Below are 13314 nucleotides of genomic sequence, written 5' to 3'. Positions count from 1 at the left end.
CGTTCAAGTTCGACATCTCCATCAACGCGACGACGTGGATGGGCCGCATCGGCATCGTGGTGCTGCCGCCGATCGCCTACTTCCTCACCTACCGGTTCTGCCTTGGCCTCCAGCGCAGCGACCGCCAGGTGCTCGAGCACGGCATCGAGACGGGCGTGATCAAGCGCCTGCCGCACGGCGAGTACGTCGAGGTCCACCAGCCGCTCGGACCCGTGGACGACCACGGCCACCCGATCCCGCTGGAGTACCAGGGCGCCGCGATCCCGAAGAAGATGAACAAGCTCGGTTCCGCCGGCAAGCCCGGCTCCGGTTCCCTGCTCTTCGCGGATCCGGCCGACGAGGCCGAGGCACTGCTCGCGGCCGCGCACAAGAACGAGCACGACCAGCTGGCGATCCTCAAGGATGCCCAGGACAAGGCCCACGGTCACGGCGCGTACGCCAAGGGCGACGTCGAGAAGCCGTCCACCGACGGCGACCACTGACCCAGGTCAGAACCAGACGAAGGCCCCGAACCCATTGGGTTCGGGGCCTTCGTCATTCCTGTGGTCAGGCGACCGCGCCGCTCCCCTCCCCCGGGGCACGCGCGCGACCGTCGCTCATCCCTCCAGCAACGGGTTTCCCCGCACCGCAACGAAGTCCTGGGCGGCCTCCGCGAAGGCACGGATCCGGCTCGTCTGGCCCGCCGCCAGCCAGATCAGTCGCCATTCGAGGGCGGTGCCATCGACGACAGGCACGTACGTCACGTCCGGGCGCGCGTCGTATCGACTGGCGTGCGTCGGCACCGGGAACACCCCCTGCCCGGCGCCGACCAACGCCAGCATCTCCTGGACCGTTCCGAAATCGGGCCCGCGCTCGATGACCCTGCCGCTCGGCGTCGTCCTCGGCACCGCCGCCTCGTCGAGATCGTCCGGAATTCCCCTGGGACGCAATACCTTCGTCCTCGCGAGATCCTCGACCGTCACCGATTCGAGGCGCGCGAACGGGTGTCGGGCCGACACCGCCAGTGAGGGCCGCTCGCGCAGCAACACCGGGCTCTGCTCGAGCTCCCTGATGTGCCCGACATCGGCCGCCGCGACCAGGCCGTCGATCTCGTCGGCCAACAGCAACCCGACACCGTCGCTGTAGTGACTCTCCCGAATCTGGACTTGGCAACTCGGGTTCCGCTCGTGGAAGGTGTTCGCGACCTCGAGCACGAACTGTCCGAGCGCGGTTCCGACGAAACCAACCCTCAGAACTCCGTCCAGCCCGCGCCCGGCGGCAATTGCCCTGGCTATGCCCTGGCGGATCCGCTCCTCCGCCGGCCTGAGGTCCTCCTCGAGCCGTCGGCCGATCGGGGTCGGCACCACCCGGCGGCTGGTTCGTTCGAAAAGGGGTGCTCCGACGCGGCGTTCGAGCGCCTTGATGGTCTGGCTGACCCGCGCGGTTGACACGTGCAGGCGCTCCGCCGTGCGTCCGAAATGCAGTTCCTCGGACAGGGTCAGGAAGATCTCGATGTCGCGCCGCTCCATGCGGCAACCCCCTTCGTATGGCCACAGGTTAACGATCCTTGAGCAAACGGCCGTTGTTGACGACCCTCCCCTGGCCGATCGTAGATGGCACAACATCATTCGATCAGCAAGGAGAGCACGATGACCGTTCACACATCGCGACCCACGACCCTCGTCCTCGGCGGAACCGGCAAGACCGGCCGCCGCGTCGCGCAGCGGCTGACCGCCCTCGACCTGCCGGTGCGGATCGGCACCCGCGCCGGCGGGGTGCCCTTCGACTGGGAAGACCCCGAGACCTGGGAGCCCGCCCTCGAGGGCATGACCGCGGCGTACATCTCCTACCAGCCCGACCTCGCCGCCCCCGGCGCGGTGGAGGCCATCGCCTCGTTCTCCCAGCTGGCCGTCGACCGCGGGGTGCGTCGCCTGGTCCTGCTCTCGGGTCGCGGCGAGGCCGAGGCCCAGGCCTGCGAGAAGGCACTGACCGATTCGGGCGCCGACACCACCATCCTGCGCGCGAGCTGGTTCGGCCAGAACTTCAGCGAGGGCTACCTGCTCGAGCCGATCCTCGCCGGCCAGGTGTACCTGCCCGCCGGGGACATCCCCGAACCCTTCGTCGACGTCGACGACATCGCGGACGTCGCCCTCGCCGCCCTCACCCAGCCCGGGCACACCGGCGAGATCTACGAGCTCACAGGACCCCGCGCGATCACCTTCGCCGAGGCCATCGCCACCATCGCCGCCGCCGCGGGCCGGACCGTCGACTACGTGCAGGTACCCGCGGCGGACTTCGCCGCCGGCCTCGCAGCCGAACAGGTACCGGCCGATGTCATCGAGCTGCTGACGTACCTGTTCACGACCGTCCTCGACGGCCGAAACGTCAACCCGGGCAACGGGGTCGAGCGTGCGCTCGGCCGCGCACCCCGCGACTTCGCCGAGTACGCCGCTTCCGCCGCCGCCACCGGTATCTGGAACGTAGGGTGACGACGATGACGACCAAATTCCTCCAGACGATCACGCTGCTCGGCGCCTCCGTCACCGCAGGACTCATGGCTGGTCTGTTCGCCGCGTTCGCCTACGCGGTGATGCCGGGCCTCGGTCGCACCGACGACCTGACGTTCATCTCGGCGATGCAGAGAATCAACGTCGCAATCCTCAACGGCTGGTTCATGATCTGCTTCCTCGGCGCACTGGCACTCACCATCACGACGCTGCTGCTGCACCTGGGGTCCGCGCGCAGCGCGCTCCCCTGGATCATCGCCGCACTCGTGTTCTACATCGCAATGCTCGTCATCACCGCCGCCATCAACGTGCCCCTCAACGATCAGCTCGCGGCCGCAGGCGAGCACATCGCCAACCCGGGGGCGGTCCGTGAGCAATTCGAATCCCGTTGGGTCACCTGGAATATCGTGCGGGCGGTCGTCAGCACCGCCGCCTTTGCCGCGCTCGCCTACGCCCTGGTGGTGCACGGGCAGGCGACCGCAACGGACACCGAAGCGTCCGCCCTCGCGGCCCCTGCCCCGCAGCAGCATCCGGCCGGGCACGCGGCCCTTGCCCCGCAGCAGTATCCGGCCGAGCAGGCGGCCCGTCCCTCGTGGATGTACCCGGCCGACCAGGTCGGGAACGGCGAGAACCGGAGCCTGCCTGCCGTCACTGACGGGAGGTAGCGACCCGGACGACCTCCTCCGGATCGATGAGATGGGAGTGGTCGTCGTCGCCGACCTCGATCTGCACGACGTCGATGCGGCCGTTGAACCTGGTTTCTCCCAGATACCCGACACTGACCGGCATTCCGTAGTCGTCGCCGATGTCCGTCGTCTCGTCCGCGGAGAAGATCATCGGCTGGGTCTGCTCGACCCGCCCGGAACCGACGGGGCGGCCATCGTGATACAGGGTGACATCGCCGCCCTTCGCGAGGCCGCCCCCGTCGTATGCGAACTCGGCCCGAATCTGATGACTGCCCGAGGGGATGTCCTCGGTCGCCTCGATCGTGAACTCCCTCATGCCGAGCAGGTTGTAGACGAACGCGGTTCGGCCCTTCTTGACGTATAGAGCCCAGCCGCCGAAGCGACCGCCCTGCGCGACGACGACACCGTTGGTGGTGCCGGTCGCCGCCGTCTCGACCGCGGCGGTCACCGAGAACGACCGGTTCTTGATGTCGAGGACGCTGTGCTCGCTGAGCCGCTTCATCCCGGGGAACAGCACCTGCTTGTTGCCGGAGATCAGTTGGGGGCGACCGGCGATGGTCGGGTTCAGTCGTTCGAACCGGCGATCGTCGATCGGCAGCACGTTGTACTTCACGGCCTCGATCAGCCACAGCCGCTGCAGCTCGGCGAGCTTCTCGGGCATCTCGGCAGCGAGATCGTGGGCCTGCGTCCAGTCCGTGGTGCCGTCGTAGAGCTCCCACACGTCGTCGTCGAGCGCGGGCAACTCCTCGTTCGGCAGCCAGGGGGTGCTGTGCCGGGTGACCGCGCTCCAGCCCTTGTGATAGATGCCCCGATTGCCCGCCATCTCGAAGTACTGCAGGTCGTGCCGCTCCGGCGCGGCCGCGTCGTCGAAGCTGTACAGCATGCTCGTCCCCTCGAGCGGCGCCTGCTGCACACCGTTGACGAACGTGGGCTCGGGCAGCCCGGCGGCCTCGAGCACGGTGGCGGCGACGTCGATGACGTGGGTGAACTGGGAACGGATCTCGCCCTTGCTGCTGATGCCCCCGGGCCAGTGCACGATCGTCCCGTTACGGGTACCGCCCCAATGCGAGGCGACCTGCTTGGTCCACTGGAAGGGTGAGCACATCGCCCAGGCCCAGCCGACCGAATAGTGGTTGTAGGCCTCGGGTGTGCCGAACTTGTCCTTCACCTCCGCCATGAACTCCGGGGTCTCGATCGCGGCGAGACCGTTGAAGTTCGCCATCTCGTTGAACGCCCCGTTCAGCGTTCCCTCGGCGGAGGCCCCGTTGTCGCCGATGATGTAGTAGACAAGGGTGTTCTCGAGCGCCCCCATCGCCTCGATCGCGTCGACGACGCGGCCGACGTGGAAATCGGTGTGCTCGAGGAACCCCGCATACACCTCCATCTGGCGTTCCAGCACCGGCTTGAGCGCCTCGTCCATGTCGTCCCACGCCGGGATCGCGTCGGGACGGGCGGTCAGGTCGGCGCCCTGCGGCACGATCTGGCGCTGCTTCTGCCGGTCGAGAATGGACTCGCGCTCCGCGTCCCAGCCGCCCGCGAACCGGCCCGCGTACTTGTCCGCCCACTCGGCGGGCACGTGGTGCGGTGCATGGGTGGCGCCGGGGGCGAAGTAGACGAAGAACGGCTTGTCGGGCGCGAGCGCCTTCTGGGTGCGCACCCAGTCGATGGCCCGGTCGGCCAGGTCCTCGGTGAGGTGATAGCCCTCCTCCGGCGTCTTGTCCGGCTCGACCGGGGCGAAGCCCTCGTAGAGCGCCGGGAAGTACTGGTTGTTCTCGCCGCCGATGAACCCGTAGAAGTGCTCGAATCCGCCACCGCCGGAGGGCCAGGCGTCGAACGGGCCGACCGGCGAGGTCTGCCACGGCGGCACCTCGTGACACTTGCCGAACTGGGCGGTGGAATAGCCGTTGAGTTTCAACGTCATCGGCAACGCGGCCTTGGTGTTCGGCCGGATCCCGCACGAGCCGGGCGCCGAGGTCGCGGTCTCGGTGATCAGACCCATCCCGACCGAGTGGTGGTTACGGCCACTGAGCAGCGCGGCCCGGGTCGGCGCGCACAGCGCGGTCGTGTGGAACCGGGTGTAGGTGAGCCCGTCGCGCTGGAGGCGTTCGGCGGTCGGTGTGTGCACCGGTCCCCCGAAGGCGCTGCTGGCCCCGTAGCCCACGTCGTCGAGCAGGATCACCAGGACATTCGGGGCGCCCTCCGGCGGGAGCAGCGGCTCGATCGGTGGAAACGCGGTGTCCGGGTCCTTCGCGTCGTAGGTGGTCAGACCGATGTGTTGCCGGTCCGGAATCGGAAGAACCCCACGAAACTCGCCCGCTCGATCCACCATGGCTACTCACATTCCGTTGTCATCGGAACGCCCGTCGGCCCCGTGCCGGAACCGCCGACAGCGCCTTGCCCGTCCGACGATAGCGTCGACGAAGCCGAACGGCCGACCAATTGGCAGAAGCGAATCCCTGCCGGAACGGCGAGGGCGCCGAACCCCCAGTGGGGATTCGGCGCCCTCGCCGTGTTCAGGTGTGGTGCGGCTCAGTGCTTCTCGGGTCCGACGTGGTACTCGAAGACGAGACCGACCGCGGTGGCCAGGATCAGCGCCACGCCGACCACGATCAGCCACGGCTGGAAGAAGGCCAGCGCGACCGCGGTGAACGCCGCCGCGAAGGCGAGCAGGACGGGCCAGTAGCTACCCGGGCTGAAGAAGCCCAGGTCGCCCGCGCCGTCCGAGATCTCGGCGTCGTCGTAATCCTCGGGGCGGGTGTCGAGTCGCCGTGCCACGAACCGGAAGTACGTGCCCACGATCAGGGTCAGTCCGGCGGACAGCACGATCGCGGTCAGCCCGGCCCACTCGACTCCGGTGCGCGAGGCGGCGGTGAAGACGCCGTAGACGATCGCGACGAGGATGAAAAACACCGTCAAGATCTCAAAGAGCTTGGCTTCGATCTTCATTTCAGCAAGTCCTTCAGCGGTTGATGGGTCTGGGTGCCGTCGGCACTGCTACTGGTATTCGCCCTCGAGGACGGTGGTGGCCTGCCGGTACGTCCGCTCCGTGTTGAACGGCTGCGTGGACGTGGCGACCGGCGACTCACCGATCTTCGCGAGCGCCTCGGCGGTGGTCAGCGCCTGTCCACCCTCGTCGAGCGGCTTGCGCAGCTCGATGTACTCGGCGAACTTCTCCGGGCTGACCGCGCGGACCTCGAAGTTCATCATCGCGTGGTACGTGCCGCACATCTCGGCGCAGCGGCCGACGAACGCGCCTTCCTTGGTGATCTCGCTGATCTGGAAGACGTTGTCGGAGTGGTTCTGCTCCGGGTTCGGCATGACGTCGCGCTTGAACAGGAACTCCGGCACCCAGAATGCGTGGATGACGTCCGCGGCGTTGAGCACGAACTCGATGCGCTTGCCGGTGGGGAGCACCAGAATCGGGATCTCCTGGCTGGATCCGACGGTCTCGATCTTGTCGAATCGCAGGTAGGAGATGTCGTTCGCTGACTTGCCCGCGTTCGGCGGCGGAACCTCTTCGCCGCGGAGAACCTGCTCGCCTGCCGGCTCCTCGGCGTACGCCTGTGCCGCGACATCGACGCCGTCGTACTTGGCGCCGCCCTCACGCAGATCAATGCTGCGGTAGCCGAACTTCCAGTTCCACTGGTACGCGGTCACGTCGACCACCACGTTCGGGTCGTCCTTCTTCTCGTGGACGTAGTTCTGCACGACCACGGTGAAGTAGAACAGCACGGCGATGATGACGAACGGCACCGCGGTGTAGAAGAGCTCCAGCGGGACGTTGTAGGCCGTCTGCCTGGGGAACTCGGGAGAGTCCTTCTTCTTCCGGTGGAAGATCACCACCCAGAAGGTCAGGCCCCACACAATCACGCCCATGAACAGGGCGGCGATGACCGACCAGGTCCACAGTTCGCGCATCCGCTCAGCCTGCGGGGTAATGCCCGACGGCCATCCGAACCGAAGCACCGAATTGTCGATCGAACATCCCGACAGCAGCATGGCAGCAAGGCCCAAAGATGCTGCTAGCCCTGCTCGTCGAAGGATCCGACTCTGCGCCACGTTCACGCCTTCCTGATCGCCGCAATGAATAAGGGCAGCCCCAGCCGGACGCCCGAATACTACGCAGCGTAGACCAAAGCTGACGCCTCTCCACCGTCGGGTCACAACATCAGTTCCGCGAGTCTGCGGCATACTCGGCATAGTCATTCGGCAATCCGCTGCATATCAGTGTGGAGCCTTCCCCAAGAGCGAATTGAGGTAATGGACGCCGTGTGCGGACTGCTCGGGCTACTGACCTCCTCCGGCACCACCGAAGACGCCGTCTCGCGCGTCGACTCGGCGATGCACTGCCTGCGCCACCGCGGGCCGGACGAGCACGGGACCTGGAACGACGACGACCTGATCTTCGGCTTCAACCGGCTCTCGATCATCGACATCGAGCACTCGCATCAGCCGCTGCGCTGGGGCCCGCCGGAGAACCCGACCCGGTACGCGCTCACGTTCAACGGTGAGATCTACAACTACCTCGAACTGCGGGACGAGCTGGCCAGGGATCACGGCGCCCAGTTCACCACCGAGGGCGACAGCGAGGCGATCGTCGCGGCCTTCCACTACTGGGGAGCCGACGCGGTCCGCCGACTGCGCGGCATGTTCGCGTTCGCGATCTGGGACACCGAGACCAAGGACCTGTTCCTGGCCAGGGACCCGTTCGGGATCAAGCCGCTGTTCCTGGCGACGGGCGCGGGGGGCACCGCGTTCGGCAGCGAGAAGAAGAGCCTGCTGGAGCTGACCGAGCTGATCGGTGTCGGCACCGAACTCGATCCCCGCGCCACCGAGCACTACACGGTGCTGCAGTACGTGCCGGAGCCCGAGACCCTGCACGCCGACATCCGTCGCCTCGAGTCCGGCTGCCACGCCTGGGTGCGGGTCGGCGAGGCCCCGAAGATCACCCGCTACTTCACGCCGACCTTCCCGGTCAGGCCGTTCGCGGCCGGCACCGAGCAGGCCCGGTACCGGGAGATCGCCGAGGCCCTCGAGGACTCGGTCGCCAAGCACATGCGCGCGGACGTGACCGTCGGATCGTTCCTCTCCGGCGGCATCGACTCCACCGCGATCGCCGCGCTGGCGATGCGGCACAACCCCAACCTGATCACCTTCACCACCGGCTTCGAGCGCGAGGGCTACTCCGAGGTCGACGTGGCCGCCGAGTCCGCCGCCGCGATCGGCGCCCGGCACATCGTCAAGGTCGTCAGCCCGACCGAGTTCGCCAACGCGATCCCGGAGATCATCTGGTACCTCGACGACCCGGTCGCCGACCCCGCGCTTGTCCCGCTGTACTTCGTGGCCAAGGAGGCCCGCAAGCACGTCAAGGTGGTGCTGTCGGGCGAGGGCGCGGACGAGCTGTTCGGCGGCTACACCATCTACCGGGAGCCGCTCTCCCTGAAGCCGTTCGAGTACCTGCCCCGCAGCCTGCGCCGCGCGGCGGGCAAGCTGTCCGAGCGCATCCCCGAGGGCACAAGGGGCAAGAGCCTGCTCAACCGCGGCTCGATGACGCTCGAGGAGCGCTACTACGGCAACGCGCGCAGCTTCAACGACACGCAGCTGCGGGCCGTGCTCCGCGACTTCCGGCCGGAATGGACGCACCAGGACGTGACCGCGCCCATCTACGCGCAGTCGCGGGACTGGGACCCGGTCGCCCGGATGCAGCACCTCGACCTGTTCACCTGGCTGCGCGGCGACATCCTGGTCAAGGCCGACAAGATGACGATGGCGAACTCGCTGGAGCTGCGGGTGCCGTTCCTCGACACCGAGGTCTTCGAGGTCGCGTCGCGGGTGCCGCTGGAGCAGAAGATCACCAAGGACACCACCAAGTACGCGCTGCGCCAGGCGTTGGAGGGCATCGTCCCGCCGCACGTGCTGCACCGCGCCAAGCTCGGCTTCCCGGTTCCGCTGCGGCACTGGCTGCGCGGCACCGAGCTGTTCGACTGGGCGCACCAGCAGATCGCGGACTCACAGACCGACCACATCTTCGACAAGGCTGCGGTCGCGGCGATGCTGAACGAACACCGCGACGGCGGGTCGGATCACAGCCGTCGGCTGTGGACGGTGCTGTGCTTCATGGTGTGGCACGGCATCTTCGTCGAGAAGCGGATCGTGCCGCAGATCCAGGAACCGGTCTACCCGGTCCACGTCTAGAGGCGCTCCGCGCCTGTGAGTCTTTCTGGTCCCCATGGGGGCCAGAAAGACTCACAGGCGGCGGAGCCGCCTTACTTCAGCAGGGCGCCGATCTCGTCCGCGGCCTCGGTGCCGTAGGCCTCCGCCAGCCGCTTGACCGCGTCGTCGCGGTCGAGGGTCCATTCCTGGGTGCCGACGGTCTCGAGCACCAGCACCGCCACCAGCGAGCCGAGCTGAGCAGACCGCTCGAGGCTCAGGCCCGCACTCTGTCCGACCAGGAATCCGGCGCGGAAGGCGTCGCCGACACCGGTCGGGTCCACCTTCGCCTTCTCGGGCACGACGCCGACGCGGACCCAGTTGCCCTCGCGGTCCACCATCTCGACGCCCTTGGAGCCGAGCGTGGTCACCCGGAGCCCCACCTGCTCCGCGACCTCGGTCTCGGTGAGCTCGGTCTTCTGCAGCAGCAGGCCCCACTCGTACTCGTTCGTGAACAGGTACTTCGCGCCGCCGATCAGCTGCTTCGCCTCCGCGCCGGACAGCCGGGCGAGCTGCTGCGAGGGGTCGGCCGCGAACGGCAGCCCCAGCTCGCGGCACTGCTCGGTGTGCCGGATCATCGCGGCGGGGTCGTTCGCGCCGATCAGGACCAGCTCGATGCCCTCGGCCAGGCCGTCGAGGGAGATCTCCCGCGCCTCGCTCATCGCGCCCGGGTAGAACGACGCGATCTGCGCCATGTCCTCGTCGGTGGTGCACACGAAGCGCGCGGTGTGGGCTGTCTCGGAGACGTGCACGGAGTCGCAGTCGACACCGGCGGACTCGAGCCAGGCCCGGTACTCGGCGAAGTCGGCACCGACCGCGCCGACGAGCAGCGGGGTGCGACCGAGCACGCCCATGGCGTACGCGATGTTGCCGCCGACGCCGCCACGGCGCACCACCAGGTCGTCGACAAGGAAGCTCAGCGAGATGTGGCTGAGCTGGTCGGCGAGGAGCTGGTCGGCGAAGCGCCCGGGGAACCGCATCAGGTGATCGGTGGCGATGGAGCCGGTGACCGCAATTGTCACGCGCAGGGACCTTTCAGTTCGTCGATACCGCGGCCACGTCCGTCGGCCGCGGAACTAATGTGCCGCAAAAGTGCCACGGTACCCGGCACGTCACCGCCGCGGCGACCAGAGCGCCCGTCGGGCACCCCCTGATACGACTCTGACGCGGGCCCCGAGGGGCACCGCGTCAGAGATGTGGACGAACTCACGCGACGCGCACGTCGCGGGGTCGGCTCAGTTGAACGAGTCTCCACAGGCACAGGAGCCGGTGGCGTTCGGGTTGTCGATCGTGAAGCCCTGCTTCTCGATGGTGTCGACGAAGTCGATCGAGGCGCCCTCGACGTACGGCGCGCTCATCCGATCGACCGCCAGGCTGACGCCACCGAAGTCCACGACCAGGTCACCGTCGAGGTTCCTGTCGTCGAAGAACAGCTGGTAACGCAGTCCGGCGCAGCCGCCCGGCTGCACGGCGATGCGCAGCGCGAGGTCGTCGCGACCTTCCTGGTCGAGCAGCGCCTTGGCCTTCGACGCGGCGGCGTCGGTCATGGTGACCTTGTGCGCCTCCGTCTCGACCGGGGCTGTCGTCTCGTTCTGCACAGTCATGGGCTCTCCCTGTTCGCTCGTACCAAACCCGTGAACGCTTCAACGGTACTCTGCCGTGCAGTATTCCTGACGGGGCCGACGACGATGACAGCGCCGTCGGCGTTTCTCCGGGCCGGACTGCCTCCAGTGTGCCGCGCCGCGCCCCTCCCACGCCACCAGCGGCCGTGTCACCGGCCCTCGGGCGGCCACTGCCCGGCCACCTTCTCGGCGAGTGCGCGCAGCTGACCGGCCGCGTCCGACATCGCCAGGCGCACCGAGCCGGCGTGGTCGGTCACTGAGTACACCGCGCGCAGGCCCGCACCCTCAGCCGCGCCCGCCTCGAGCTGCACCTGGCCCGCGATCACCACGGTGGGCACCCCGTGCCTGCCCGCCGCCTCGGCGAGGGCGACAACCACCTTGCCGCGCAGCGACTGGTGATCGAACCGGCCCTCACCGGTGAGCACCAGGTCGGCGGACGCCAGCAGCGCCTCCTGCCCGGTGTGGGTCGCGACCACCGTGGCCCCCGATTCCCTGGTCGCGCCGAGCGCCAGCAACGCCGCCCCGATCCCACCCGCCGCGCCTGCCCCCTCGTCGTCGGCCACACGGTGGCCGACGGCCGACTCCAGCACCCGCGACCACTCGGCGTTGCGCCGCTCCAGCAGCTCGATGGCGGCGGCGTCCGCACCCTTCTGCGGCCCGAACACCGCGGCCGCGCCGTGCTCGCCGAGCAGTGGGTTGCGCACGTCGGTCGCGGCGATCAGCCGGATCCCCGCCAGCCGCTCCCGCGCGGACAGGACCGCGGCGCCGTCGGCCCCGCCACCGAGCACCTCGACCAGTCCCCTGCCCCCGTCCGTGCAGCCGCTGCCGCCGAGCCCGATCACCACCGTGCTCGCACCCGCGTCCACGGCCGCGGCGATCAGCTGCCCGACGCCGCGGCTGTGCGCGGCGACCGCGGTGCGCGGATCCGGCGGCCCACCGAGCAGCGCCAGTCCGCACGCCTGTGCCGATTCGAGGTAGGCGGTGTCCCCCGCGGCGAGCCAACGCGCCCGCACGGGTCGATCGAGCGGGCCGTCGACGGTCGCCGCGATCGGCTCGCCGATCCGGGTCGCGAGCACGTCGATGAAACCCGGTCCGCCGTCCGACTGCGGCGCCTCGACCAGCACGTCGTCGGGTCTGCCCGCGGACCAGCCGGCCGCCATCGCCGCGGCCGCCTCTACCGCGGTGAGGGTGTCCCCGAACGAATCCGGCGCGATCAGCACTCGCATCGGCCGAGTGTAGGACCGGTGGCTCCGCGCGGCAGCGCAGCAGCGGGGCGACCCCGTGTCCATCCCGACGGGACGGGTGCGAATCGATGCACGCGCACGGCAAGTAACCTGGAGGGGTGAAGCTGCTGCGCCGAGGAAACTCCGACACCCCCGACAACGGCGACCACGAGGTCGTCGAGTCGACCGCGGTCGAACTGACCTCCACGTCCGAGACCGAGGGCAAGGGCAGGCCCACCCCGAAGCGCCGCGAGGCCGAGGGCAGGCGACGCGGTCCGGTCGCACCGGCACCGCTCACCGCAAAGGAAGCGCGGGCTCGCCGCAAGCAGAACCAGGGCAGCAAGGAGGAGCGCAAGCTGGCCTCCGCGGAGCGCAGGGCGACCGCAGCCGATCGTCGCGCCCGGATGCTCGCGGGCGAGGACAAGTACCTGCTGCCGCGCGACAAGGGCCCCGTGCGCGCCTACGTCCGTGACCTCGTCGACTCCCGCAGGCACCTGGTCGGGCTGTTCATGCCGTTGGCGCTGCTGCTGATCATGGCGATGTTCCTGAGCCCCGCGATCCAGTCGATCGTGACGCTGGCCATGTTGGTGCTGATGTTGTTCATGCTGGCCGAGGGGTACATCATGGGCCGCACCATCAATCGGCAGGTCCGTGAGAGGTTCCCCGACACCATGGACGGCGGCCTGAAGCTGGGCTGGTACGCGTTCGTCCGGGCCTCGCAGATCCGGAAGATGCGGGCGCCGCAGCCCCGGGTCTCCCCTGGCGACGCCGTCTAGCCGGTACCCCTCAGCTGTGCGGCGCCCGGTGCCGCACGGCCTGGAGGTCGGCGAGCATCCGTTCGGCGTCCCGATCGACGACGTTCACCGAACCCGAGGCGCTGTCGGGCCGAAAGTGGTTGAACCGGTACCGCCGGATGCCGGCAGGTTCCCCGTACCGGCCGCGATGGGCGACCGCCACGAAGACTCCCTGTAGAGCGATCATCAGCAGGACGAGCGCAATGAATGTGGTCATGGCTGCAATTTTGCGACCATAGATTTGCCGCCAACAGTGGCAGCAATGACATACTTCGTCAATATCGCGCCATAGA

The 13314-nt window shown here is 68.5% G+C and carries 12 protein-coding genes and 1 pseudogene; 5 read left to right on the top strand and 8 right to left on the bottom strand.

Annotated features, from left to right (window positions below; translation table 11 throughout):
* Window positions 1-482: pseudogene (locus BR31_RS0105420) on the top strand (cytochrome b); the annotation flags it as partial.
* Window positions 483-596: 114 nt separating this feature from the next.
* On the opposite strand, the gene BR31_RS0105415 reads toward BR31_RS0105420, so the two are convergent.
* On the bottom strand, window positions 597-1508 hold the full coding sequence (locus BR31_RS0105415) for a LysR family transcriptional regulator (protein WP_027500072.1): 912 nt from the start codon (window positions 1506-1508) through the stop codon (window positions 597-599).
* A gap of 120 nt (window positions 1509-1628) precedes the next feature.
* Here BR31_RS0105415 and BR31_RS0105410 point away from each other — a divergent pair, with 120 nt between their 5' ends.
* Window positions 1629-2468: an NmrA family NAD(P)-binding protein gene (locus BR31_RS0105410; protein WP_027500071.1), complete on the top strand. Its 840-nt coding sequence runs from the start codon at window positions 1629-1631 to the stop codon at window positions 2466-2468.
* Window positions 2469-2473: 5 nt separating this feature from the next.
* Window positions 2474-3151, top strand: a complete 678-nt coding sequence (locus BR31_RS27500) for an anthrone oxygenase family protein (RefSeq protein ID WP_081830335.1) — start codon at window positions 2474-2476, stop codon at window positions 3149-3151.
* Here BR31_RS27500 and BR31_RS0105400 read toward each other — a convergent pair.
* The 3 genes from BR31_RS0105400 to ctaC form a co-directional block, all read right to left on the bottom strand.
* Entirely contained in the window at window positions 3135-5501 is a 2367-nt protein-coding gene (locus tag BR31_RS0105400) for an arylsulfatase (RefSeq protein WP_027500070.1), read from the bottom strand. The genes BR31_RS27500 and BR31_RS0105400 overlap by 17 nt on opposite strands.
* A 200-nt stretch (window positions 5502-5701) precedes the next feature.
* A complete protein-coding gene (locus BR31_RS0105395; RefSeq protein ID WP_027500069.1) occupies window positions 5702-6118 on the bottom strand; it encodes a cytochrome c oxidase subunit 4 in 417 nt (138 codons plus the stop codon).
* Between the two features lie 48 nt (window positions 6119-6166).
* On the bottom strand, window positions 6167-7237 hold the full coding sequence (ctaC, locus tag BR31_RS0105390; protein ID WP_027500068.1) for an aa3-type cytochrome oxidase subunit II: 1071 nt from the start codon (window positions 7235-7237) through the stop codon (window positions 6167-6169).
* A 204-nt stretch (window positions 7238-7441) separates the two neighbouring features.
* Here ctaC and asnB point away from each other — a divergent pair, with 204 nt between their 5' ends.
* Entirely contained in the window at window positions 7442-9367 is a 1926-nt protein-coding gene (gene asnB / locus BR31_RS0105385; RefSeq protein ID WP_027500067.1) for an asparagine synthase (glutamine-hydrolyzing), read from the top strand.
* 71 nt (window positions 9368-9438) lie between these two features.
* On the opposite strand, the gene BR31_RS0105380 is transcribed toward asnB, so the two are convergent.
* The 3 genes from BR31_RS0105380 to BR31_RS0105370 all read right to left on the bottom strand — a co-directional run bounded on the left by BR31_RS0105380 (window position 9439) and on the right by BR31_RS0105370 (window position 12230).
* A complete protein-coding gene (locus BR31_RS0105380; RefSeq protein ID WP_027500066.1) occupies window positions 9439-10404 on the bottom strand; it encodes a carbohydrate kinase family protein in 966 nt (321 codons plus the stop codon).
* 213 nt (window positions 10405-10617) lie between these two features.
* Window positions 10618-10986 carry a HesB/IscA family protein gene (locus BR31_RS0105375; RefSeq protein ID WP_027500065.1) on the bottom strand — a complete coding sequence of 123 codons (369 nt, stop codon included), beginning with the start codon at window positions 10984-10986 and terminating at the stop codon, window positions 10618-10620.
* Window positions 10987-11153: 167 nt separating this feature from the next.
* Complete coding sequence (locus BR31_RS0105370) at window positions 11154-12230, bottom strand: glycerate kinase family protein (protein WP_027500064.1); 1077 nt, start codon at window positions 12228-12230, stop codon at window positions 11154-11156.
* Between the two features lie 116 nt (window positions 12231-12346).
* Between BR31_RS0105370 and BR31_RS0105365 the strand changes: the two genes are divergently transcribed.
* Window positions 12347-13003: a DUF3043 domain-containing protein gene (locus BR31_RS0105365; protein WP_027500063.1), complete on the top strand. Its 657-nt coding sequence runs from the start codon at window positions 12347-12349 to the stop codon at window positions 13001-13003.
* Window positions 13004-13013: 10 nt separating this feature from the next.
* On the opposite strand, the gene BR31_RS0105360 is transcribed toward BR31_RS0105365, so the two are convergent.
* Window positions 13014-13238: a hypothetical protein gene (locus tag BR31_RS0105360; RefSeq protein ID WP_027500062.1), complete on the bottom strand. Its 225-nt coding sequence runs from the start codon at window positions 13236-13238 to the stop codon at window positions 13014-13016.
* Window positions 13239-13314 lie beyond the last annotated feature (76 nt).

Origin of the sequence: Rhodococcus sp. UNC363MFTsu5.1 (assembly GCF_000686785.1) — a bacterium.
GTDB classification, from domain to species: Bacteria; Actinomycetota; Actinomycetes; order Mycobacteriales; family Mycobacteriaceae; genus Rhodococcus_G; species Rhodococcus_G maanshanensis.
This window is presented reverse-complemented; position numbering and strand designations above follow the sequence as displayed.